The sequence below is a fragment of the Streptomyces sp. NPDC048338 genome (genome assembly GCF_043201055.1).
Classification (GTDB): Bacteria; Actinomycetota; Actinomycetes; order Streptomycetales; family Streptomycetaceae; genus Streptomyces.
In genome coordinates this window covers 185,803-208,664 of sequence record NZ_JBICYQ010000010.1, presented here as the reverse complement: position 1 = coordinate 208,664, position 22,862 = coordinate 185,803, and the positions used below count along the sequence as shown (strand labels likewise).

General features: G+C 72.9%; 21 protein-coding genes and 1 tRNA gene. 11 read left to right on the top strand and 11 right to left on the bottom strand.

What is annotated here, in order from left to right; genetic code table 11:
- Nucleotide 1: 1 nt before the first annotated feature.
- From ACGFZF_RS23845 to ACGFZF_RS23835, 3 genes are all read left to right on the top strand, one after another.
- Complete coding sequence (locus tag ACGFZF_RS23845) at nt 2–1,300, top strand: peptidoglycan-binding protein (protein WP_393557087.1); 1,299 nt, start codon at nt 2–4, stop codon at nt 1,298–1,300.
- The gene (locus ACGFZF_RS23840) at nt 1,297–2,013 is read left to right on the top strand and encodes an ABC transporter ATP-binding protein (protein ID WP_393557085.1); all 717 of its coding nucleotides are present in this window, start codon (nt 1,297–1,299) and stop codon (nt 2,011–2,013) included. Before ACGFZF_RS23845 ends, ACGFZF_RS23840 begins: the two co-directional genes overlap by 4 nt.
- 68 nt (nt 2,014–2,081) lie before the next feature.
- Nucleotides 2,082–3,263 carry an ABC transporter permease gene (locus ACGFZF_RS23835; RefSeq protein WP_393557306.1) on the top strand — a complete coding sequence of 394 codons (1,182 nt, stop codon included), beginning with the start codon at nt 2,082–2,084 and terminating at the stop codon, nt 3,261–3,263.
- 88 nt (nt 3,264–3,351) lie between these two features.
- Here ACGFZF_RS23835 and ACGFZF_RS23830 read toward each other — a convergent pair whose 3' ends face one another.
- Nucleotides 3,352–3,702, bottom strand: coding sequence for an SH3 domain-containing protein (locus ACGFZF_RS23830; RefSeq protein ID WP_393557083.1), 351 nt, complete (start codon nt 3,700–3,702; stop codon nt 3,352–3,354).
- Between the two features lie 348 nt (nt 3,703–4,050).
- Between ACGFZF_RS23830 and ACGFZF_RS23825 the strand changes: the two genes are divergently transcribed.
- Nucleotides 4,051–5,703 (top strand): sensor histidine kinase, encoded by a 1,653-nt coding sequence (locus ACGFZF_RS23825; protein WP_393557081.1) that lies wholly within the window; start codon nt 4,051–4,053, stop codon nt 5,701–5,703.
- A 13-nt stretch (nt 5,704–5,716) separates the two neighbouring features.
- Here ACGFZF_RS23825 and ACGFZF_RS23820 read toward each other — a convergent pair whose 3' ends face one another.
- Together ACGFZF_RS23820 and ACGFZF_RS23815 are read right to left on the bottom strand one after the other, a co-directional pair.
- Nucleotides 5,717–6,430: a response regulator transcription factor gene (locus tag ACGFZF_RS23820; RefSeq protein WP_393557079.1), complete on the bottom strand. Its 714-nt coding sequence runs from the start codon at nt 6,428–6,430 to the stop codon at nt 5,717–5,719.
- 112 nt (nt 6,431–6,542) lie between these two features.
- Complete coding sequence (locus ACGFZF_RS23815) at nt 6,543–7,340, bottom strand: exodeoxyribonuclease III (RefSeq protein WP_393557077.1); 798 nt, start codon at nt 7,338–7,340, stop codon at nt 6,543–6,545.
- A gap of 63 nt (nt 7,341–7,403) precedes the next feature.
- On the opposite strand from ACGFZF_RS23815, the gene ACGFZF_RS23810 reads away from it, so the two are divergent.
- Together ACGFZF_RS23810 and ACGFZF_RS23805 are read left to right on the top strand one after the other, a co-directional pair.
- Entirely contained in the window at nt 7,404–7,889 is a 486-nt protein-coding gene (locus ACGFZF_RS23810; protein WP_393557075.1) for a GNAT family N-acetyltransferase, read from the top strand.
- A gap of 86 nt (nt 7,890–7,975) precedes the next feature.
- A complete protein-coding gene (locus ACGFZF_RS23805; protein WP_393557073.1) occupies nt 7,976–8,944 on the top strand; it encodes a trypsin-like serine peptidase in 969 nt (322 codons plus the stop codon).
- 81 nt (nt 8,945–9,025) lie between these two features.
- Here the strand turns inward: ACGFZF_RS23805 and ACGFZF_RS23800 are convergent.
- The 7 genes from ACGFZF_RS23800 to galU all read right to left on the bottom strand — a co-directional run bounded on the left by ACGFZF_RS23800 (nt 9,026) and on the right by galU (nt 14,449).
- Nucleotides 9,026–9,102: transfer RNA gene (locus tag ACGFZF_RS23800), tRNA-Ala, on the bottom strand.
- 74 nt (nt 9,103–9,176) lie between these two features.
- The gene (locus ACGFZF_RS23795; RefSeq protein WP_393557072.1) at nt 9,177–10,232 is read right to left on the bottom strand and encodes a hypothetical protein; all 1,056 of its coding nucleotides are present in this window, start codon (nt 10,230–10,232) and stop codon (nt 9,177–9,179) included.
- Nucleotides 10,233–10,385: 153 nt separating this feature from the next.
- Entirely contained in the window at nt 10,386–11,009 is a 624-nt protein-coding gene (locus ACGFZF_RS23790) for a GNAT family N-acetyltransferase (protein WP_147978374.1), read from the bottom strand.
- A complete protein-coding gene (locus tag ACGFZF_RS23785) occupies nt 11,006–11,491 on the bottom strand; it encodes a molybdenum cofactor biosynthesis protein B (protein ID WP_393557304.1) in 486 nt (161 codons plus the stop codon). Before ACGFZF_RS23785 ends, ACGFZF_RS23790 begins: the two co-directional genes overlap by 4 nt.
- Nucleotides 11,492–11,655: 164 nt before the next feature.
- The gene (gene moaC / locus ACGFZF_RS23780; protein ID WP_393557069.1) at nt 11,656–12,159 is read right to left on the bottom strand and encodes a cyclic pyranopterin monophosphate synthase MoaC; all 504 of its coding nucleotides are present in this window, start codon (nt 12,157–12,159) and stop codon (nt 11,656–11,658) included.
- Between the two features lie 57 nt (nt 12,160–12,216).
- Nucleotides 12,217–13,542, bottom strand: coding sequence for a gephyrin-like molybdotransferase Glp (gene glp, locus ACGFZF_RS23775; protein WP_393557067.1), 1,326 nt, complete (start codon nt 13,540–13,542; stop codon nt 12,217–12,219).
- Nucleotides 13,543–13,546: 4 nt separating this feature from the next.
- Nucleotides 13,547–14,449, bottom strand: coding sequence for a UTP--glucose-1-phosphate uridylyltransferase GalU (gene galU / locus ACGFZF_RS23770; protein WP_393557065.1), 903 nt, complete (start codon nt 14,447–14,449; stop codon nt 13,547–13,549).
- Nucleotides 14,450–14,553: 104 nt separating this feature from the next.
- On the opposite strand from galU, the gene ACGFZF_RS23765 reads away from it, so the two are divergent.
- Nucleotides 14,554–15,156: a 5-formyltetrahydrofolate cyclo-ligase gene (locus ACGFZF_RS23765; protein WP_393557063.1), complete on the top strand. Its 603-nt coding sequence runs from the start codon at nt 14,554–14,556 to the stop codon at nt 15,154–15,156.
- A 12-nt stretch (nt 15,157–15,168) separates the two neighbouring features.
- Here the strand turns inward: ACGFZF_RS23765 and ACGFZF_RS23760 are convergent, their stop codons facing one another.
- Complete coding sequence (locus ACGFZF_RS23760) at nt 15,169–17,889, bottom strand: penicillin acylase family protein (protein ID WP_393557061.1); 2,721 nt, start codon at nt 17,887–17,889, stop codon at nt 15,169–15,171.
- A gap of 240 nt (nt 17,890–18,129) precedes the next feature.
- Between ACGFZF_RS23760 and ACGFZF_RS23755 the strand changes: the two genes are divergently transcribed.
- The 4 genes from ACGFZF_RS23755 to ACGFZF_RS23740 all read left to right on the top strand — a co-directional run bounded on the left by ACGFZF_RS23755 (nt 18,130) and on the right by ACGFZF_RS23740 (nt 22,746).
- Nucleotides 18,130–19,674 (top strand): potassium/proton antiporter, encoded by a 1,545-nt coding sequence (locus tag ACGFZF_RS23755; RefSeq protein WP_393557302.1) that lies wholly within the window; start codon nt 18,130–18,132, stop codon nt 19,672–19,674.
- A 248-nt stretch (nt 19,675–19,922) separates the two neighbouring features.
- A complete protein-coding gene (locus tag ACGFZF_RS23750) occupies nt 19,923–21,248 on the top strand; it encodes an MFS transporter (protein ID WP_393557059.1) in 1,326 nt (441 codons plus the stop codon).
- A 68-nt stretch (nt 21,249–21,316) separates the two neighbouring features.
- Nucleotides 21,317–21,655: an FmdB family zinc ribbon protein gene (locus ACGFZF_RS23745; protein WP_393557057.1), complete on the top strand. Its 339-nt coding sequence runs from the start codon at nt 21,317–21,319 to the stop codon at nt 21,653–21,655.
- A gap of 239 nt (nt 21,656–21,894) precedes the next feature.
- On the top strand, nt 21,895–22,746 hold the full coding sequence (locus ACGFZF_RS23740) for an S-methyl-5'-thioadenosine phosphorylase (RefSeq protein ID WP_356602910.1): 852 nt from the start codon (nt 21,895–21,897) through the stop codon (nt 22,744–22,746).
- Nucleotides 22,747–22,862 lie beyond the last annotated feature (116 nt).

The window sequence follows — 22,862 nt, the reverse complement described above, 5'->3', positions numbered from 1 at the left end:
GATGACGGAGACGGTGACGCAGGCCGCCGACGCGGTCGGGGCGGCCGCTCCGCCGGCCCCGCCGCCGCGCGGCCGGTACCGCCGGCGGGCGGTGCTGATCGGGACGGCCGTGGTCGTCGTGGCGGCGGTCGCCGCCGCCGGAGCGCTCGGACTCGGCGGGGGCGGGGCCGAGGGCCCGGGCGCCCCGCCCCGGGCGGGCTCCCTGGTGCCGGTGACGAGGACCACCCTGACCGAACGCACCTCGGTGGACGGCCGGTTGGGCTTCGGCGCGGAACTGCCGCTGCCGATCAAGGCGCAGGGCACCGTGACCTGGCTGCCCGAGGCCGGCACGACGGCCGAGCGCGGCGACGAGCTGCTGCGGGTCGACGACCGGCCGGTGACCCTGCTGTACGGGGCCCTCCCGATGTACCGCGACCTCGGACTCGCCCCGCAGGAGGAGGACGGCGAGGCCCCGGCCGGCCGGCCGGCGGACGACGGCGGGCGGAACGAGGGGAAGGGCACGTCCCCGACCCCCTCGGGGTCACCGGCGCCGGGGGGCGCCGGTGACCGGGGGACGGCAGGCGGGACCGGCGCGGGAAGCACGGCGCCCCGCGTGACGAGAGGCATGGACGTCATGCAGTTCGAGACCAACCTGGCCGCCCTCGGCTACACCGGCTTCACCGTGGACGAGACGTTCACCCGCGGCACCGCCGAGGCCGTCAAGCGCTGGCAGAAGACGCTCGGGCTGCCCCGGACCGGCACGGTCGGCGTGGGCGACGTCGTGTACGCGGCCGGCCGGGTCCGGATCGGCCCGGCCGGCACCCGGCTCGGCCAGGCCGTCGGGGAGAACACCCTGACGTACACCGGTACGGCCCGGAAGGTGGTCGTCGACGCCTCCGCCACGGACGCCGCCTGGGCCCTGCGCGGGGCGGCCGTCACCGTCAAGCTGCCCGACGGCGCCGCGGTCAAGGGCGAGGTGGTGTCCGTCGGCAGGCAGGCGACCGCGCCCGAGGGGGGTGGCGGGGACGGCGGAGGCGCGGAACGGCCGGCCACGGTGCCGGTCACCGTAGGCATCAAGGACCAGAAGTCCGCGGGGCGTTGGGAGAGCGGCCCGGTGACCGTCGAGTACGTCGGGCGGGAGGTCGCGAAGGTGCTGAGCGTCCCGGTGTCCGCCCTGGTCGCCCTCGCCGAGGGCGGGCACGGCCTGGAGACCGCGGACGGCCGGTTCGTGACCGTCAGGACCGGTCTGTTCGCCGACGGCAGGGTCGAGGTCGCAGGTCCGGCCGTCCGCGAGGGCATGAAGGTGAGGATCCCCGAATGACCGCGGCCACGGGGTGCGACACGGTGGTGGAGTTCGACGCGGTCGGCAGGACCTACCCCGGCGGTGTGGCGGCCGTACGGGACGTGAGCCTGCGCATCGGGCGCGGTGAACTGGTGGCGATCGTCGGCCCCTCCGGCTCGGGCAAGTCCAGCATGCTGAACCTGATGGGCAGCCTCGACCGGCCGTCCACCGGGCGCGTCCTGGTCGACGGTCACGACGTGGCGGCCCTGTCCGACCGGGAGGTCTCCGCCCTGCGCGCCACCCGGATCGGCTTCGTCTTCCAGCAGTTCCACCTCGCGGTCGGGGTCCCGGTCCTCGACGCGGTGGCGGACGGCCTGCTGTACGCGGGCGTGCCGATGCGCCGCCGCCGCGCCAGGGCGTCGGCCGCGCTGGAACGGGTGGGCCTGCGCCACCGGATGCACCATCTGCCGCACCAGCTCTCCGGCGGCGAGCGCCAGCGCGTCGCGGTGGCCCGCGCCGTCGTCGGGGAACCGGCCGTCCTGCTCGCCGACGAACCCACCGGCAACCTCGACTCCGCCTCGGGGGCGGCCGTCCTCGCCCTGCTGCGGGAACTGCACGCCGCCGGCACCACGGTCGTCGTCATCACCCACGACCGCGAGATCGCCGCCGAGCTGCCCCGTCGCATCGAGATGCGCGACGGCCGGGTCGTCGCCGACACGGCGCACGGCGCGACGATCGGGGCACCACGGTGACGGGCGTCCCCGCCGAGGCGGCCGGACAGGGGCCGGCGACCCCGGCCGGCCCGCCGTCGCGGTCCCCGCTGCGCGCCGCGCGGCTCCGCCCCGCGGACGTCGTCCGGCTCGGCGGCACCGGTCTGCGGACCAGGCCGCTGCGGGTCTTCCTGTCCGCGCTCGGCATCGCCATCGGCGTGGCCGCCATGATCGCCGTGGTCGGCATCTCCGGCTCCGGACAGGCGGAGGTGGACCGGCGGCTGGACGCGCTCGGCACCAACCTGCTGCGGGTCGCGCCCGGCGAGACGCTCTCCGGGGACGCGGCCGAGCTGCCGCCGGAGTCCGTGGCCATGATCCGGCGCGTCCCGCCCGTGCGGCAGGTCGCCGCCACCGGCGCGACCGGCGCCCGGGTCTACCGCAACGACCGCATCTCCCTGGGCCGCACCGGCTCCCTCGACGTGCTCGCCGCGGGCTCCGGCCTCCTGCCCGCCGTCGGCGGGCACGTCCGCAGGGGCCGCTGGCTGGACGGCGCGACGGAGGACTACCCGGCCGTCGTGCTCGGGGCGACCGCGGCACAGCGCCTCGACGTGTACACCCCGGGGATCCGGCTCTGGATCGGGGGCCGCTGGTTCTCGCTGATCGGCGTGCTCGACCCCGTACCGCTCGCGCCGGAACTCGACAGCGCCGCGCTGGTCGGCTGGCCGGCCGCCGGGACGTACCTCCGCTTCGACGGGCATCCGTCGACCGTGTACGTCCGGGCGGAGGACAGCCAGGTCGCGGCGGTGCGGGCGGTGCTGGCGGCGACGGCCCACCCGGCGAAGCCCGGCGAGGTGCGGATCTCGCGCCCGTCGGACGCGCTGGCGGCCCGCGAGGCCACCGAGTCGGCCCTGACCGGCCTGCTCCTCGGCCTCGGCGGGGTGGCCCTGCTCGTCGGCGGCGTCGGTGTCGGCAACACCATGGTGATCTCGGTCCTGGAGCGGCGCCCGGAGATCGGCCTGCGCCGGGCCCTGGGAGCGACCAGGGGGCAGATCCGGACCCAGTTCGTCACGGAGTCCCTGCTGCTGACGCTGATCGGCGGCCTCGGCGGGACGGTCCTGGGGACGCTGATCACCGCCGGATACGCCGTCAGCCGCGACTGGCCGACGGTCGTCCCCGTCTGGGCGAGCGCGGCGGGCGTCGGCTCGACACTGGTCATCGGCGTGATCGCGGGGCTGTATCCCGCGGTCCGGGCGAGCCGGCTGTCGCCGACGGAGGCGCTGGCCGGCACCTGAGCGGGGCCGGGGGCGGTCCCGTTCGGGACCGCCCCCGGCGTGCTCCGTTCGTCAGGTCCCGGGCGCGCTCAGCGCGGCCGGGGCGGCGTCAGCACGGGACGTAGCTGCCGCCGTTGCTCAGCAGGTCGTCACGGATCCAGCCGTACACGTTGTCGGAGCGGTTGTGCAGATAGGTCCATGTGTAGCCGTCGTTGCCGACGGTGTAGCAGAAGTAGTTCAGCTGGTCGTTGTTGTAGGCGATGCCCTTGCTGACGCACCCGGTGCTGGACCCGCTGCGCTCGTTGGCGCCGTTGGCGTAGTTGCCCCACGCCGAGCCGTCCTTGTCCGAGGCACCGGTGCCACAGGCGGCGTGGGCCGCCGCCGGCGTGGACGCGACGACCGGAATGGCCAATGCCGCCATGGCGACGGCGGGAAGAATTGCTGCGATTCGACGCTTCACTTCGATTCCCCCAAGAATGTCGTTTCGTCAGCACCGCATCCAGGGCCGGGCGGAACCCGGCACGAATGCAGCGGCCCCTGCGCCGAACCTTCGGCGAGCGGCGTGAAAACCGTCGCCCACCGAGAAAGATGAAGAAATGCTTCCGGCGCGGACTGACCCATTTCGGGCACCTCGCGGTCCGGAATTCTTCCGGGCGAAATCCCGCCGCTCCCACGGGAAATCGGCCGTTCCGCCGCCCTTTCCGATCTCCGGCCGCCGCCCGTCCCGCGTCCCGTAGCGTGGGAGAACCCCGACCGAAGGAGTCCCCTTGAGCGCCCGCCTCCCGTCCTCCGGTCCGGGTGGGTCGCGATGAGCTTCCGGCTCCGTGCGCTCGGCCTGCTCATGCTGGTCGCCCTGACCGCCACCGCCGCCACCGCATGGCTGACCCTGCGCCAGGCGAACCGCCAGGTCAGGGAGGCCGTCGCGGCCGGCCAGGAGGAGGTCTCCCGGATCACCGGCGAGCTGCGCGGGTACGGCTTCGCCCACGGCACCTGGGACGGGCTGGCCCCCACGGTGAGCGCCCTCGCCCGGGACACCGGTCAGCGCATCCGGGTCGCCACCGAGACCGGCGTCGTCCTCGCCGACTCCGACGTCCTCCAGGGCCGCGAACCGCGCGCGCTCGGCAGCCAGCCGGCCGTCGTGGTCGACGCCCGGCCCGTCCTCGGCCTCCCCGAGGGGCTGGTGCCGGGAGCGGCCCGGAAGGTGACCGTCACCGCGATCGGCGACTACCGCGCGACCGCGGCGGACGCGGTCTGCCTGACCCGGGCCGGCGCCGCGGTGACGGCCCGCGCCGACGAGCTCGGCCTGCCCGCGCTCGCGACCCCCGTCCGGCCGGCGCAGTGCCGCGAGCCGTCCTCACCGGACGATCCGCAGCGCGCCGCCGACGACGCGGCGACCCGGCGCTGCGCCGGCGGGCCGCCGCTCGCGCCCTGCCTCCGGCAGGTCTTCCACGAGCGCACGGCCTCCGTCGCGCCGGCCCGCCTCGACGTGCGTCTGGGCTACCAGGACGAGTCGCCCCCGGCCCTCGCCGCCGCGCCCACGGTGGCCGTCGCCGTCGGCGTGGCCCTCGCCGCGATCCTGGGCGGCCTGCTCCTGAGCCGGGCCGTCCTGCGGCCCGTCCGGGCCATGACGGTCGCCGCCAAGGACCTCGGCGAGGGCGACCTGGGGCGGCGGGTGCCCGTCTCGGGACGGGACGAGATCGCCCGGCTCGGCGGGGCGTTCAACCGCATGGCCGACTCCATCCAGGCCGGCGAGGCCCGCCAGCGCAGGCTCACCGGCGACATCGCGCACGAGCTGCGCACGCCGCTGGCCAATCTGCGCGGCTACCTGGAGGCGCTGCGGGACGGGGTGATCGAGCCGACGCCCGAGCTGCTCGCCTCCCTCCACGAGGAGGCGCTGCTCCAGCAGCGGATCGTGGACGACCTCCAGGACCTCGCTCTGGCGGAGGCCGGCGCCCTCACGTACCACCGCTGCGAGGTCGACCTGCGCGAACTGCTGGAGGCCAGCCGCACCGCGCATCGCGCCCAGGCCGAGACCGCGGGCGTCGCGCTGGAACTGGACGCCCCGCGGCCGGTGTACGTGACCGCGGACCCGGACCGGCTGCGCCAGGTCGTCGGGAACCTGGTCGGCAACGCGCTGCGCGCCACGCCGCCGGGCGGCGGCGTGACCCTGGCGCTGGTGCCGCACCCCGAACTGGCGGTCGTCGAGGTGCGGGACACCGGCCACGGGATCCCCGCCGATGACCTGCCCCGCCTGTTCGACCGGTTCTGGCGCGCGGACGCCTCACGCGGGCGGGCGACGGGCGGCAGCGGTCTCGGCCTGTCGATCGCCCGCCAGATCGTGACCGACCACCGGGGGACCATCGACGTGCGCAGCACGGTGGGGGCCGGGACGACGTTCCGGATCGTCCTGGGCGCGCGGCCGGGACCGGACGGGCCCGGGCCGGCGCCGGAACGTCCCTGAGGGCGGTCCCGGCTCAGACGGTGTCCGCCGCCCCCGCGCCGTCGGCGAGCCGGTACCCGCGCCCGTAGACGGTCTCCAGGTGGCGGGGGCGCCCCGGGTCGGCCTCCAGCTTCCGCCGCAGGTTCATCACGTGCGCGTCGACCGTCCGCTCCAGGACGTCCCGGTCGAAGCCGAAGACCCGCTCGATGATCTGCGCCCGGGTGAAGACGCGGCCCGGCTCGCGGGCCAGCGCCTCCAGGACGGCGAACTCCTTCGAGGTCAGCGTCACCGGCCGGCCGGCCACCCGGACCTCGAAGCGCGCCGTGTCCAGCTCCACCTCGCCGACCCGGAGCAGCGCGGTCTCCGTCGCCGCGCCGCCCTTGCGGGAGCGGCGCAGCAGGGCCCGTACCCGGGCGGTCAGTTCCCGGGGGCTGTAGGGCTTGGTGAGGTAGTCGTCCGCGCCGAGGTCGAGGCCGAGGAGCATGTCCTCCTCGGTGCTGCGGGCGGTCAGCAGCAGAATCGGCACCTCGGACCCCTCGGCACGCAGAATGCGGCACACGTCGAGACCGTCGACGAACGGAAGCATCACGTCGAGAACGATGAGATCCGGCCGACCGGATCGCGCCTTTTCGAGTGCGGCGCGGCCGTCGGCCACGACCTGGACGGCGTTTCCCTCGCGTTCCAGATACACCCGGATCAGTCGTGACTGCTTTTCGTCGTCCTCGGCGACCAGAATGCGCGCGTTCAACGATTTCCCCCCACCCGGAACCGCTCTTTCCCGCACGGTATTACAGAGCGGCCCGGGAGGGTGTCCGGACCGGCCCCGTTCCCGTCCGGACAGAACCCCTCCGGGGCAGCCCTCAGAGCTCGTAGACCGCCGTGACGGGCGCGTGGTCGCTCCACCGCTCGCCGTGCGTGGCGGCGCGCTCGACGAAGGCCTTCACCGCCCGCCGGGCCAGACCGGGAGTGGCCACCTGGTAGTCGATGCGCCAGCCGCTGTCGTTGTCGAAGGCGCGCCCGCGGTACGACCACCAGGAGTACGGGCCCTCCTGGTCGGGGTGGAGCGCGCGGACGACGTCGACGTACTCGGCCTCGTCGAAGACGCGGGTGAGCCAGGCGCGCTCCTCGGGGAGGAAGCCGGAGTTCTTCTGGTTGGTCTTCCAGTTCTTGAGGTCGGCCTGCTGGTGGGCGATGTTCCAGTCGCCGCAGACCACGACCTCTCGGCCGTCGGCGGCGGCCCGCGCCTTGAGCTCCTTCAGGTACGGCAGGAACTCGTCCATGAAGCGGACCTTCTCGTCCTGCCGGTCGGTGCCGACCTCGCCGGACGGCAGGTAGAGGCTGGCGACGGTGACACCGGGCAGGTCGGCCTCGATGTACCGGCCGCTGCCGTCGAACTCGCTCGATCCGAAGCCGACCTGCACGCGGTCCGGCTCACGACGGGTGTAGAGGGAGACGCCGGCGCGCCCCTTGGCGGCGGCCGGGGCGTGCGCGGTGAACCAGCCCTCGGGCGCGCGGACCTCCTCCGGGAGCTGCGCCGCCTCGGCGCGCACCTCCTGCAGGCAGACAGCGTCGGCGGAGGTACCGGCCAGCCACTCCACGAAGCCCTTCTTGGCGGCGGCTCGGAGACCATTGACATTCACGGACGTCACAGTGAGCATCCCGGGAGAATACCGACAGGGGAGGCCCCGGGTCGGGTGGCGCATACATGTACGATGTTGCGCATGAATATCCGCCCCACCCCGTACGACCACCCCGACGCGGTCAAGCTCGAAGACGCCGTGCAGCTGGAGTACGCCGTCCGCTACGGCGACGAGGGCGACGCCACCCCCCTGGACGCGGGGATGTTCGTCCCGCCGCTCGGCCTCTACCTCCTCGTCTACGACGCCGAGGACCGCCCGGTCGCGACCGGCGGCTGGCGCACCCAGGACGAGAACGACGAGGGCTACGCGAACGGCGACGCCGAGCTGAAGCGCATGTACGTGGTCCCGGAGGCCCGCGGCCTCGGCCTGGCCCGCCGCGTCCTGGCGGCCCTGGAGGACGACGCCCGCGCCGCCGGACGGACCCGGATGGTCCTGGAGACGGGCACCATGCAGCCGGAGGCGATCGCCCTCTACACGTCCAGCGGTTACGAGCCGTGCAGCAAGTTCGGCCACTACCGCCTGTACGAGAACAGTCGTTGTTTCGCCAAGAGTCTGACGCGCCCCTGACATCTCCGTCCTTCTCTGGCACCCTTCTCACGCACGTCGATCCGCACCGCTCTCATCCCCACCTGCCTCGGCAGAAGGAGACATGCGTGAGACGCCATCGCACAGTCGCGGCCGTCCTGTCGGCCGCCGGCACCCTGCTCGCCGGCGCCCTGACCACGACACAGGCCCAGGCCGCCGACACCGCACCCGCCGCCGCTCCCGCCGCACGCTCCGTCACCGCGACGCAGCAGCAGCGGGCGGCGGCGTTCTGGACCCCGGCCCGTATGAGGTCGGCCACCCCGCTGGATCTCCGGCTCACCCCGGGCGCCCGCACGGAGGTCGCCCGCGCGGAGCGGCCGACGACGGTCCCGCCCACCGCGGCGGCCCCCGCGGCCTTCCCGCAGGCGGGCGGGGCCTGGACCGGCGGCGGCGCGGTCGTGAAGACCTCCGGCAGGGTCTTCTTCACCTTCCAGGGCCGTACGGCCTCCTGCTCCGGCAACGCCGTCACCAGCCAGAACGCGAGCACGGTCGTCACGGCCGGCCACTGCGTGAAGTACCAGGGCGCCTGGCACACGAACTGGGTCTTCGTCCCCGGCTACGCCAACGGCAGCGCGCCGTACGGCCAGTGGACGGCGACGAAGACGCTCACCACCCCGCAGTGGGAGGCGAGCGAGGACATCAACCACGACGTGGGCGCGGCGGTCGTCGCCCCGCTGGACGGCCGGACGCTCACCTCGGTCACCGGCGCCCAGGGCATCCAGTTCAACGGGGGCTACAACAAGCCGATGTACGCCTTCGGCTTCCCGGCCGCCTCCCCGTACGACGGCAGCAAGCTGGTGTACTGCTCGGGGAACTCCTCGAAGGACTTCCTCTTCTCCCAGGACCACGGCCTCGCCTGCAACATGACGGGCGGCTCCAGCGGCGGCCCCTGGTTCACCGGCTTCGACGAGTCCACGGGAACGGGCCTGCAGGTCTCGGTGAACAGCTTCGGCTACGCGTTCCTGCCGAACCGCATGTTCGGCCCGTACTTCGGCAACGACGCGAAGGCGCTGTACGACAAGGCCCAGACGTCCTGACGACCGCACCCACGTCCTGACGGCACGCAAAAGCGGAGATCCCGCCCGATCTTTCGATCGGGCGGGATCTCCGTTGTGCGCTGGTGGACCTGTGGGGATTTGAACCCCAGACCCCCTCGATGCGAACGAGGTGCGCTACCAGACTGCGCCACAGGCCCTTGCGACGTGTGAAACATTAGCATCCCGATCGGGGTACTCGGAAATCCGCTCCCCGCAGGTCAGCCGACGCGTCTCATTCGTTGGCCGCGCGCGGGCGGTCGTCGTCCGCGTACTGGTCGAAGAGCGGGGTGCGGCCGTGGTCGCGGTTGCGGCGCTGCGGGGCGCTGCGCTGGCGGGGAGCCGGGGACGGGGCGGACGGCGGGGCCGGGTCGGCCGCCGTGGAGGAGCGGGCCGCGCTCCAGGTCTCCGGGTCCGTGATGTCGATGCCGCTCGTGGCGCGCGGGGCGACCGGAGCGGTGACGTAGGTGGGCAGCGGCACCGGGACCGGCTCCCAGCTGTCGCCGCGGGCCGGTCCGCGCTCGCGCTGCTGGTCCACCCATTCGGCGTGGTCCGTCTGCTCCACGAGCGCGCGACGGCCGGCCTCCTGCGGGGAGACCTCGGGCGCCGGCTCCGCCTCGGGATGGCCGGCCTCCTCGTCGGCGGAGGCCGCCGGCGAGGGCGCCGACGCGGGCTGCCGGCGCTGCGGCCGGCTCTCCCGCAGGCGCGCCGCCGCCGCCTCGGCGCGGCGGCGGTCCATCACGTACACGAAGCGCCGCCGCTCCTGGACCCGCAGATGCAGGATGTACGCGCTCAGCAGGACCGCCGGGGCGGCCGGCGCCCACAGGAACGTCAGGCCGCCGACGGCGGCGACGACCGCGCCGAGCGTGAAGGCGAGGAAGAGGACGACGGTGGTGCGCCGGCGCCGGGCGAGGACCTTGCCCCGGCGGGCCCGCTCGGCCGCCGACTTCGAGGGCCGCCGCACGGGGGCGGGGGCCGGGAGTTCGAGCCGGGCTTCCGTTCTGGCCGCGGGCGCGGAGAAGGCCCGGACGTCGACCGAGCTCAGATGCTCGGTCTCGGCGTCCGGGTCCACGTCGGGTTCCGCGTGGTCCGCCGTACGGTCCCGGTCCTTCAGCTCCTTGGCATACCGGCGCTCCATACCCGCCCGTCCGGACAGCAGCCGGATGGCGGTGCTGAAGCGTTCCGTCGGACGGGCCTCGTTGAGCTCGTCCTGCCTGCGGAGCCACATCGGTACCAAGTAGGCGGCCCAGGCCCCGACAATGACTGCGTAGATGAGGCCGCTGCTGCTCACGCTTCACACCGTAGAGGGGTTCGCGTGAGGGCATCGGCCAATTGGCCCGGTGTGTCGCACGATCTGGCTGATATCACTGAACTTTTTTGTGATTGTTCAGATCGATTGCCGATCGACGAGTGGTCAACTGTCGATTAAATTCGAACACTTATGTCATTGTGCGGGATGTGGCGGACGTGCCTGGTGCCAGCGCCGCAGCAGTCCTTCCGGCACTTCCTCCGCCGTGAGGGCGAAGACGAGATGGTCCCGCCAGGCACCGTCGATGTGCAGATAGCGGGGGCGCAGGCCTTCCTCCCGGAATCCCAATTTCTCGACGACCCGCCGCGACGGCCCGTTCTCGGGCCGAATGCAGACCTCCATCCGGTGCAGCCCGACCACGCGGAAGCAGTGGTCGACGGCGAGCGCGACCGCCGTCGGCATGACGCCGCGTCCGGCGACCCGGCTGTCCACCCAGTAGCCCACGTGGCCCGAGCACATGGAGCCCCAGGTGATGCCGGCCACGGTGAGCTGACCGACCAGTTCGCCCCGGTACTCGATCACGAAGGGCAGCATCCGGCCCGCGTTCGCCTCGGAGCGCAGGTGGCGGACCATCTGGCGGTAGGTCGGGCGCTGCGCGACGGGCGCGCCGGGGGCGGCCGGCGGGACGGTCGCCTCCCAGGGGCGCAGCCAGTCCCGGTTGCGCCGGTTCACCTCGCGCCAGGCCCGCTGGTCGCGGAGCTTTATGGGGCGGAGCACCACGTCGCCGTCCACCAGGATCACCGGCCAGGACGGGATCATGACGCGCGCCCCGGACCGGGTCCGGGGTGGTCGCCGCCGCGGATCTGGTCGACGGCGTGGACGAGGAGCGCGTCGAGGACCGCCAGCCCGTCCCGGACGCCGCCCGTGGAACCGGGCAGGTTCACGATCAGGGTGCCGCCCGCGACGCCCGCGAGCCCGCGGGAGAGCGCGGCGGTGGGGACCTTCGTCCGGCCGTGGGCCCGGATCGCCTCGGGGATGCCGGGGATCTCGCGCTCCAGGAGCGGCCGGGTGACCTCGGGCGTGGCGTCGGTGGGCGAGATGCCCGTGCCGCCGGTGGTGAGGATGACGTCGTAGCCGGCGGCCACCCCGGCCCGCAGCGCCGCCGCGACGGGTTCCCCGTCCGGGACCACCCGGGGCCCGTCCACCGCGAAGCCCATGCCCGCGAGACCCTCGACGAGGAGCGGACCGCCCCTGTCCTCGTACACCCCGGCCGCGGCCCGGTTGGACGCGGTGACGACCAGCGCCCGGTACGGGGCTCCGGAGGCGCCGCCGGCGGCGCCCTCCGGCCCGGAGGAGGTGGCGCCGTGGGGTGCGTCCCCGGCCGCCGCGTCCCCGCCGGAGGCGCCGTGCGCGCCGTGGTGCGCCTCGGGCACCCGGCCCGCGCGGACCTGCGGGACGGCGGCCGTCACGAACCGGCCTCCGTCTCCGCGTCCGTCCGCGTCCAGGTGCCGGACTTGCCGCCGGTCTTCTCCTCCACCCGCACGTCGGAGATGACCGCGCCCTTGTCGACGGCCTTGATCATGTCGACGACGGTCAGGGCCGCCACCGAGACCGCGGTCAGGGCCTCCATCTCGACGCCCGTTCGGTCCGTGGTCCGCACCGTCGCCACGATCTCGACCGCGTCGTCCGCGACCGTCAGGTCGAGCGTGACGCCGGAGACGGCCAGCGGATGACAGAGCGGGATCAGGTCGGGAGTCTTCTTCGCGCCCATGATCCCGGCGATCCGGGCCGTGGCGAGAGCGTCCCCCTTGGGCACGCCCTCACCGCGCAGGAGCTCGATCACGCGCGGCGCCACGAGGACCCGCCCACTGGCCCGGGCGGTCCGCGCCGTGACGTCCTTCGCGGAGACGTCGACCATGCGGGCCGCACCCGCCTCGTCGATGTGGGTGAGTCCTTGCTGCGTGCTCATGGCCGTGACACTCCCGGTCGCTGTGTGGGACGACACGGTACCGCCACCAGGGCCTCCTCAGCCGAGGAGGACCACTTCCAGCGTGCTGCCGGGTTCCACCGAGGTCGTCTCCTCGTCCACCACGAGCAGCGCGTCCGCGTGCGCGAGCGCGGCGATCAGATGCGAGGCGGCGCCGCCCACGGGAGTGACCGTGCCGGCCTCGGCGTCGTACGTGCCGCGCAGGAACTGCCGGCGCCCGGCCGGGGACGACAGCGCCTTGTCCGCCACGAGCTCGGCCCGGACCCGCGGGCGGTGCAGGTCGGCGAGGCCCATCAGCGCCCGGATCGCGGGCCGCACGAAGAGCTCGAAGGAGACGTACGAGGAGACGGGGTTGCCGGGCAGGGCGAGCAGCGGGGTCTGCTCGGGTCCGATCGTCCCGAAGCCCTGCGGCTTCCCCGGCTGCATGGCCAGCTTGCGGAAGTCGACCTGCCCGTCGACGGTCAGCGCCTCCTTGACGACGTCGTACGCGCCGACGCTGACACCGCCGGTGGTGACCAGCAGGTCCGCGCGGATCAGCTGGTCCTCGATGGTGGCCCGGAGCGTCTCGGCGTCGTCGGTGACGGCGCCGACCCGGTAGGCGAGGGCGCCGGCATCACGTGCGGCGGCGGCGAGCGCGAAGCTGTTGGAGTCGTAGATCTTGCCCTCGCCCAACTCCTCGCCGGGCTGGACCAGTTCACTTCCGGTGGAGAGCACGACCACCCGCGGGCGGGGGCGCACCCGCACGGTGCCGCGGCCGATCGCGGCGAGCAGCCCGATCTGCGGCGGGCCGAGCACGGTGCCGGCCTTGAGCGCCAGGTCGCCGGCCCGGACGTCGCTGCCGCGGGCGCGCACGTGGGCGCGGGCCTCGGCGGGGCGGTGGACGCGGACCTCGCCGGCCGCGCCCTCGGGGGCGGTGCTCGCGGCGCGCATGCCGCTCGCCGCTCCGCCGCCGCTCCCGCCGTCGGTCCACTCGACCGGGACGACGGCCTCCGCGCCCGGCGGCAGCGGGGCGCCGGTCATGATCCGGGCGGCCTGCCCCGGTCCCACCCGGGGCAGGCCCCCGGCCCCGGCCGCCACGTCACCGATCACGGTGAGGACGGCCGGGTACTCCTCGGTGGCTCCGGCGACGTCGGCGACCCGCACCGCGTACCCGTCCATGGAGCTGTTGTCGAACGGGGGCAGCGCGACCGGCACCGTGACGTCCTCGACCAGGACGCAGCCCTGGGCGTCGGGCAGTTGCAGCTCGATGGGTTCGAGCGGTGCGACCGCCGCGAGGATGTCGTCCAGGTGGGCGTCCACGGACCACAGATCACGGGACGGACCCGCGCACGGGTCGCCGGACGACGGTGCCGTACTGCTGCTCACGGTGCTACAACTCCTCGCTGACGTAACTGCGCAGCCAGGTCCGGAAGTCCGGGCCCAGGTCCTCACGTTCGCACGCGAGTCTGACGATGGCACGCAGATAGTCCCCCCGGTCACCGGTGTCGTAGCGGCGGCCCTTGAAGACGACTCCGTGCACGGGGCCGCCGATCTTCTCGTCCATGGCGAGCTTCTGCAGGGCGTCGGTCAGCTGGATCTCGCCGCCGCGGCCCGGCTCGGTCTCCCGCAGTATGCCGAAGACGGCCGGGTCCAGGACATAGCGGCCGATGATCGCGTAGTTGCTGGGCGCGTCCGCCGGGTCCGGCTTCTCCACCAGGCCCGTCACCTTGACGACGTCGGAGTCGGCGGTGGGGTCCACGGCCGCGCAGCCGTAGAGCCCGATCTGCGAGGGCTCGACCTCCATCAGCGCGACGACGCTGCCGCCCTCCCGCTCCTGGATCTCCACCATCCGGGAGAGCAGCGGGTCGCGCGGGTCGATCAGGTCGTCGCCGAGGAGGACCGCGAAGGGCTGCTCGCCGACGTGCGGGGCGGCGCACAGGACGGCGTGGCCGAGACCGCGCGGGTCGCCCTGGCGGACGTAGTGCATGGTGGCGAGGTCGTTGGACTCCCGGACCTTGGAGAGGCGCTCGCTGTCCCCCTTGCGGGTCAGCGCCTCCTCCAGCTCGTAGTTCCGGTCGAAGTGGTCCTCCAGCGGACGCTTGTTGCGTCCGGTGATCATCAGGACGTCGGAGAGCCCGGCCTCGACGGCCTCTTCGACGACGTACTGGATCGCCGGCTTGTCGACGACCGGCAGCATCTCCTTCGGCGTCGCCTTGGTGGCCGGGAGGAACCGGGTGCCGAGGCCCGCGGCCGGGATGACAGCCTTGCTGATCCTGGGGAGCGACTGAGTCATGCGGAGACCATAGCCGCTGGGTATGAGAGGAAGATGGGGCTCCCGTTAACTTCCTTCACATAACGACAGGTACGAGAGGTTCGTGAATGCAGAGTGAGGCCACAGTGACCGTCGAACCGTCCGGCGACCCGTCGGAGAAGGCCGCGCTGCGCCGGGAACTCCTCGCCGCGCGGGCCGCGCTCACCGGCCGGGACGCCGCGGCCGAGGACCTGGCGCGGGCCGCGCTGGAGCTGGACGAGCTGGCCGGGGCGTCGACCGTCGCCGCCTACGTGTCGGTGGGGCGTGAGCCGGGCACGCGCGCGCTGCTCGACGCGCTGCGGGCGCGGGGCGTACGGGTCCTGCTGCCGGTCCTGCTGCCCGACAACGACCTCGACTGGGCGGTGTACGAGGGCGGGGAGGGGCTGGCCAGGGCCGGCCGCGGCCTGCTCGAACCGACGGGGCCGCTGCTGGGCCCGGACGCCGTGTGCGACGCCGACGCGGTGCTGCTGCCCGGCCTCGCGGTGGACGGCCGCGGGATGCGGCTCGGCCGCGGCGGCGGCTCGTACGACCGGGTGCTCGCGCGGCTCGGGCGGGCCGGCGCGCGTCCGGCGCTCGTGGTGCTCCTCTACGCGAACGAGGTGGTCGCGCGGGTCCCGGAGGAACCGCACGACCACCCCGTGCACGCGGTGGTGACCCCGGACGGGGTCACCCGCTTCGGACCCGCGTGAGCGGTCCGCCGCCTACGGCCGCAGGACCAGCGTGTCCTTCGTCGAGGCGTCGACCGCCGCCTTGCCGAAGGACCAGTCGAGCAGTTCGCCCTTGGTCCACTTGTCGGTCTGGTCCGTGTAGTGGCTGTGGAACGCGTGCCCGGAGGCTCCGCTGAGGTTGATCCAGCGGGACTTGTCCCAGTCGCCGACGTTGACGACCATCCGCATCGACGGCACCCAGACGACCTCGTAGCCGCCGGCCGCGTTCCAGCCGGTCGCGTCGACCGCGGCCTCGCCACCGCCCAGGTTCCACGGGCCGCGGTTGAGCAGCGACTGGACGAAGCCCGGACCGGCGGTGCCGAGGGTCTGGTTCGTCAGGGTCAGCTGGTGCAGCCGGCCCCAGCTCCAGGTCGAGACGTCCTTGCCGAGCTCGGCGGTCAGCTCCCAGCGGGCGTCCTCCATGGCCCGGGCGAGCAGCTGGTCACGGGTCTCGGTGGCCTGGTCGGTCCGGTTGGCCTCGGTCTTCCACCAGGCGCTGTTCTCCTGCTTCAGCAGCGGGCGGACCACCTCGTACCAGCGGTCGCCGCCGTCGGGCTGCGCCGAGTCCGAATCGCGCTGGCCGCACTCCCGGACGAGCTTGTTCTGCTCGTCGGCCGGGCCGGTGAAGTCGGCCGGGCGGACGTTGATGCAGTCGCCCTCGGCCCGCAGCTCCTTGGGCAGCTTGTCGCCGAAGGCGAGCTTGAGGACGTTGCGCCAGACCGCGTTGAAGTACGCGGCGGCGGCCGAGTCCGGCTCCTGGGTGTAGTCCCAGCCCTCCAGCAGCTTCTGCGCCTCACGGACGTAGGGGTCCGAGATGTCGATCTTCAGCAGCAGCGGGTTGAGCAGGGTCGCGATCTCGCTGCGGTTGTCCATCTGCATGGTCCGCATGTCGTCGGGCGAGATCCGGCCGCCGTCCTTGGTCTTCGACTCGATGAGGTCGTTGATCCGCTGGCTGCGCGAGCCGTAGCCCCAGTCCTTCGTCAGGAGGTGGGGGTACCTGGCGGGGTCGACGACGGCCTGGTTGGCGGTGACGATGTAGCCGCGCTCCGGGTTCTCCTCGTACGGCAGCTCGTCGTACGGGATGAAGCCCTCCCACTTGTAGGAGGAGTCCCAGCCCGGGGCCGGGACGGTGCCGTCGCCCTTGGAGCGCTGCGGGATCTTGCCGGGCGCCTGGTAGCCGATGTTCTCGGCGTCGGCGTAGACCAGGTTCTGGGAGGGGACCTCGAAGTTCTTGGCCGCGGCGCGGAACTCCTTGAAGTTCTTGGCCCGGTTGAGCTCGAAGACGGCGTCCATGGACTTGCCCGGCTGGAGGGCGGTCCACTTCAGGGAGACGCCGTAGCCGGCGCCCCGGTCCGGGGCGGCGTTGCTGACGCCGGCCTTCTGGCCGACCTTCTCCAGCTCCGAGGAGCGGTCGGAGACCAGCGGGCCGTGCTCGGTCGAGCGGACGGTGATCCTGCGGGTGCCGCCGCCCGCGATCTTGATCGTCTCCTCGCGGATGACGAACGGCTTGGTCTTGTTGTCCACCAGGTAGCCGGTGTCGCCGATCTTCTCCAGGTAGAGGTCGCTGACGTCGGCGCCGAGGTTGGTGAAGCCCCAGGCGATCGTGTCGTTGTGGCCGATGATCACGCCCGGCATGCCGGAGAAGGTGTACCCGGCGACGTCGTAGCGGCAGGTCGCCGAGACGGAGCGGCAGTGCAGACCCATCTGGTACCAGAGGGACGGCAGCATCGGCGCCAGGTGCGGGTCGTTGGCCAGCAGCGGCTTGCCGGAGGTCGTGTACTTCCCGGAGACGACCCAGGAGTTCGATCCGATGCCGTTGCCGTTGGGGCCCAGCAGCGCCGGGATCTCGTCGAGGGAGTCGGCGAGCGAGCCGAGCTGGGACTGCATGCCCCGCAGCGCGCCGTTCGAGTCGCCGGTGGTGGAGCCGCCGGCGTCGGACGCCTCGCCCTTCGGGTCGAAGGCGCCCTTCTCCTCGTCCAGCGCACCGCCCTGGACGATCGGCTGGTGCAGCTCGTACGGGTAGCCCGGGTACAGGTCCTTGATCTGCTGCGCGCTCAGCCGGCTCGTCATCAGCGAGCGGTCGATCTCGTCCTGCATGTTGCCGCGCAGGTCCCAGGCCATCGCCTTGAGCCAGGCCACCGAGTCGACCGGCGTCCAGGGCTCGATCGCGTAGTCGTTGGTGAAGGCCAGCGCCGCGTACTCGACCGAGATGTCCGAAGGGTCCCGGTCCTTGAGGTAGGCGTTGACGCCCTCCGCGTAGGCCTGGAGGTTCTTCTTCGTCTCCGGCGACAGGACCTTGTCGTACTCCTCCTGCGCCACGTGCCGCCAGCCCAGCGTGCGCAGGAAGGCGTCGGTGTTCACCTGGCTCTTGCCGAACATCTCGGACAGGCGGCCCGAGGTCATGTGACGGCGGACGTCCATCTCGTAGAAGCGGTCCTGGGCCTGGACGAAGCCCTGGGCGCGGAAGAGGTCGGCCTCGGTGTCCGCGTAGATCTGCGGGACCCCGTAGGCGTCCCGCTTGACCTCGACCTGACCGGAGAGCTTGTCCAGCCGGATCGTGCCGGTCGTCTGCGGGAACGAGGCCCGGACGGTGGAGACGCCCCAGTAACCGCCGTAACCGAAGCCCGCGACCAGCGCAAGGACCAGGACGAAGACGATCAGGCGGGCGCGGCGCCCCCTCTTCTTGGCGGGTGGCGCGGTCGTGTTGGAGGGCATCGCTGTCCTTCGAGGGGCAGGGTGGTCCTGGAGTACGGGAGCAACCTTAGGCGCAGCGCCTCACCCACCTGGACGCGGTGCCCGTATGAAGCCCGCACTGGTGAGCGAGCGAAGAGCGGAGGGCGTCAAGAAAACGTTAAAGATTAGGTAAGGTAACGAAGTGTCGGCTGCTGGAGGAACGATCCGGCTGCATGCGAGGGGAAGGATCGGCCACTGACTGTCCACCAGCTCAACGAACTCCTGCTCATCTGCTCGCTCGTACTGCTCATCGCTGTCGCGGCGGTGCGGATCTCGTCCCGGAGCGGGCTCCCCAGCCTGCTGCTGTACCTGGGGATCGGGGTCGCCATCGGGCAGGACGGGATCGGCAACGTCGCCTTCGACAACGCCGAACTGACCCAGGTGATCGGCTATGCCGCGCTTGTGGTGATCCTGGCCGAGGGTGGCCTGGGTACCAAGTGGAAGGAGATCAAACCCGCGTTGCCCGCGGCGGTCGTGCTGTCGACCGTCGGCGTCGCGGTGAGCGTGGGGGTCACGGCCGCGGCCGCGCACTACCTGGTCGGCCTGGACTGGCGCCAGGCCCTGATCGTCGGCGCGGTCGTCTCCTCGACGGACGCCGCCGCCGTCTTCTCCGTCCTGCGCAAGGTGCCGCTGCCCTCGCGGGTGACCGGCGTCCTGGAGGCCGAGTCCGGCTTCAACGACGCACCCGTCGTCATCCTCGTCGTCGCCTTCTCGGCCGTCGGCCCCATCGACGACTGGTACGTCCTGGTCGGCAAGATCGCCCTGGAGCTGGCCATCGGCGCGAGCGTCGGCCTGGCGGTGGGCTTCCTCGGCGCCTACGGTCTGCGCCACATCGCGCTGCCCGCCTCCGGCCTCTACCCGATCGCCGTCATGGCCATCGCGGTGGTGGCGTACGCGGCCGGCGCCATGGCGCACGGCTCCGGCTTCCTCGCCGTCTACCTGGCCTCGATGATCCTCGGCAACGCCAAGCTGCCGCACGCCCCGGCCAACCGGGGCTTCGCCGAGGGCCTCGGCTGGATCGCCCAGATCGGCATGTTCGTCCTGCTCGGCCTGCTGGTGACGCCGACCAAGCTCGTCGACGACTTCTGGCCGGCGGTGATCATCGGCCTGGTCCTGACGATGGTGGCCCGGCCGCTGGAGGTCTTCGTCAGCCTGCTGCCCTTCCGCATCCCCTGGCAGGAGCAGGCGCTGATGTCCTGGGCCGGCCTGCGCGGAGCCGTCCCCATCATCCTCGCCACCATCCCGATGGTGTCCGGCATCCAGGGCAGCGAGCGGATCTTCAACATCGTCTTCGTGCTCGTCGTCGTCTACACCCTGGTGCAGGGGCCGACGCTGCCCTGGCTCGCCAGGGCCCTCGAACTCGGGGACTCCTCGGAGGCGGCCGACCTCGGGGTCGAGTCGGCGCCGCTGGAGCGGCTGCGCGGGCACCTGCTCTCGGTCGCGATCCCCGAGGGCTCCCGGATGCACGGCGTGGAGGTCGCGGAGCTGCGGCTGCCGGCCGGGGCCGCCGTCACCCTCGTCGTACGGGACGACAAGAGCTTCGTGCCGGGGCCGACGACCGTGCTGCGGCGCGGGGACGAGCTGCTCGTCGTCGCCACCGATCCGGTGCGGGACGCCGCCGAGCGGCGGCTGCGGGCCGTCGGACAGGGCGGCAAGCTGGCCGGCTGGCTGGGCGCCGGCGGCTCGACCGCGATCACCGGGCACCGGGGGTCCATTCCGCGGCTTTCCGGACACCGCGACCACAAAGGCAAGCGGACATCCGGTTAATCACAGGCATTATTTGGAAGGGGTGGGCGTTTTCCCAGGCAAGGAGACGCCTCTCCCTGTATCGTGAAGGCACACTTGATCGAACCAACTCTGCCTGACGCAGAGCTGGCGCCGACCGTATGGCGGCCGTGGGTCCCTCCGCAGTGGGGCACGGCATCTACCGCAGTTCCGCGCATGAGGACAGCTCTCGGCGACACCCGCACCACCGTGCTCGGGGCGCGCTACCAGGCGGCGGAAAGGCAAGGACCGTGGCATCCACGGTCACTTCTGACACGCCTGAGTCGCTCACCGAGGCGACCGGCGTCACCGGCGGGAAGGCCGGGTACGGGCAGCTTCTCCGAACCCCCGGAGCACTCTCCTTCCTGCTGCCCGGATTCGCGGCGCGGCAGCCCTTCGCGATGCTGACCATCGGCATCGTCCTGCTCGTCCAGCACACCACCGGCTCGTACGGCAGCGCCGGCGCCGTCGCGGCCGTCACCGGCGTCTCGATGGCGCTGTTCGCCCCGCAGAGCGGCAAGCTGGCGGACCGCTTCGGCCAGCGCGCCGTGCTGGTGCCGGGCGTCCTCGTCCACACCGTCGCGGTCTCCCTGCTCGTCGTCCTGGCCATGACCGGCGCCCCGCTGTGGGCGCTGTTCCTGGCGGCCGTCCCGGCCGGCGCCTCCGTCCCGCAGGTCGGGCCCATGGTCCGGGCACGCTGGGCGGCCACGCTCGGGGGCGACTCCTCGACCCCGTCGCCGCTGCTGCCGACGGCCGCGGCGTTCGAGTCGGTCACGGACGAGTTCACCTTCGTCGTCGGACCGGTCCTGGCCACCGCGCTGTGCACCGGGGTCCACCCGGCGGCCGGCCTGATCACCGAGGCCGCGCTGACCCTCTTCGGCGGCCTGTTCTTCGCCGCCCAGCGGCGCACCCAGCCCGCCCACGGGCTGCTCTCGGCGGCCGCCGCCGAGCCGCGCGTCTCCGCCCTGTCCATCCCTGGCGTCCGGGTCCTGGCCATCGCCTTCCTGGGCATCGGCTCGGTCTTCGGCGGCATGCAGGTCTCGCTGACCGCGTTCTCCGAGGAGATCGGCAACCCCGGCGCCAACGGACTGCTCTACGGGATCTTCGCCGCGGGCAACATGCTCGCCGGCATCGCCATGGGCGCCGTGGCCTGGAACATCGGTCCGCGCAAGCGCCTGATCCTGGGCTACACCGGCCTGACCGTGGCGGCCTCGCTGCTCTGGTCCGCGCACTCCGTGCTGCTGCTCGGCGCGCTCGGCCTGGTCGTCGGACTGTGCATCGCCCCGGCCCTGATCACCGGCTACACCATCGTCGAGACGCTGGTCCCGGCCGGCGCCCGCACCGAGGCGTTCACCTGGCTCACGGGCGCCGTGGCGCTGGGCCAGGCCGCGGCCGTCACCGTCGCCGGCCGGCTCGCCGACGCCCACGGCGCGAGCACCGGGTTCCTGGTGCCGCTCGTGGGCACCGCGCTCGCGCTGGCCACGCTGGTGACCCTGCGCGCGCACCTCAGGCCCCGGGTGGCCGGACGGGTGACCGCACGTGGTATCGGTCACCGAGTGCCGGTGACGGTGGACTGATCCCGCGGAATAGGTCACTATGGATCGTCGTTAGCACTCGATGAGTGTGAGTGCCAGGAGGAAGACAAGTGCCGACCTACCAGTACCAGTGCACCGAGTGCGGCGAGGGCCTCGAGGCGGTGCAGAAGTTCACCGATGACGCGCTGACCGTGTGCCCCAGCTGCCAGGGACGCCTGAAGAAGGTGTTCTCCGCGGTCGGCATCGTCTTCAAGGGCTCCGGTTTCTACCGGAACGACAGCCGCGGCTCGTCGTCCAGCAGCTCGCCCGCGTCGTCGAAGCCGTCCGGCACCTCGTCGTCGACCACGCCGTCCTCGTCGTCGTCCGACGCGAAGCCCGCCGCTTCGTCCGGCACGGCCTCGGGCTCGTCCGCCTCGTCGAGCTCGTCGAGCTCCACCTCGGCCGCCTGACCCCAGGCGCACGTCGCGGTCCGGGCTCCCGCCCGATCCACGGATTCACGAAAGCCCTGCCGCCTCGCGCGGCAGGGCTTTTCGCGTGGCAGGACTCTGTTCGCCGCGACCGGACCTGTCGGGTCCCGGACAGGGTCTGCGGATGGCCGAGAGCGCGGCAGGACCGGGAGGGCAGCCCCCAGGGGGTGTCTTGTCGAACCTGCCCATCCGGCCTGATCGACACCCCTAGGGTGACGCGCATGACGACCAAGGCGTTTGCGGACATCGGCGTGATCGGCGGCTCGGGCTTCTACTCCTTCCTGGAGGACGTGACGGAGGTGTCCGTGGACACCCCGTACGGCAGCCCCAGCGACTCCCTCTTCCTCGGCGAGGTCGCCGGCCGGCAGGTCGCGTTCCTGCCGCGGCACGGCCGCGGCCACACGCTGCCGCCGCACCGGATCAACTACCGCGCCAACCTGTGGGCGCTGCGTTCCGTGGGCGTGCGGCAGGTGCTCGGCCCGTGCGCGGTGGGCGGACTGCGCGAGGAGTACGGGCCCGGCACCCTGCTCGTGCCGGACCAGCTGGTCGACCGCACGAAGACCCGGGTGCAGACCTACTTCGACGGCGAGCCGCTGCCGGCAGCGTGGGGCGGCGCCACCCCGAACGTCGTCCACACCACCTTCGCCGACCCGTACTGCCCCGACGGCAGGCGCGTGGCCCTGAAGGCGGCCCGCGGGCGGGGCTGGGACCCGGTGGACGGCGGCACGATGGTGGTGGTCGAGGGGCCTCGCTTCTCGACGCGGGCCGAGTCGCGCTGGCATGCGGCGGCCGGCTGGTCCGTCGTCGGGATGACCGGGCACCCGGAGGCCGTGCTCGCGCGGGAACTCGGGCTCTGCTACACCTCGATGGCGCTGGTCACGGACCTGGACGCGGGCGCGGAGACCGGCGAGGGCGTCTCGCACACCGAGGTGTTGCGGGTGTTCGGCGCGAACGTCGGCCGGCTGCGGGAGGTGCTCTTCGACGCGGTGGGGGCGCTGCCGGACACGGCGGACCGGGACTGCCTGTGCACGCACGCGCACGACGGCTGGGATCTCGGCATCGAACTCCCCTGAGGCCGGCTCCCCTGCCTCCTCCCCTGAGCCGACCCCCCTGCCTCACCTGGAAGGGTGATGGGGTTGTCCACAGGCGGCGGGCTGTCCACAGGCCGGAGCGGGATTCCGGCGGACGC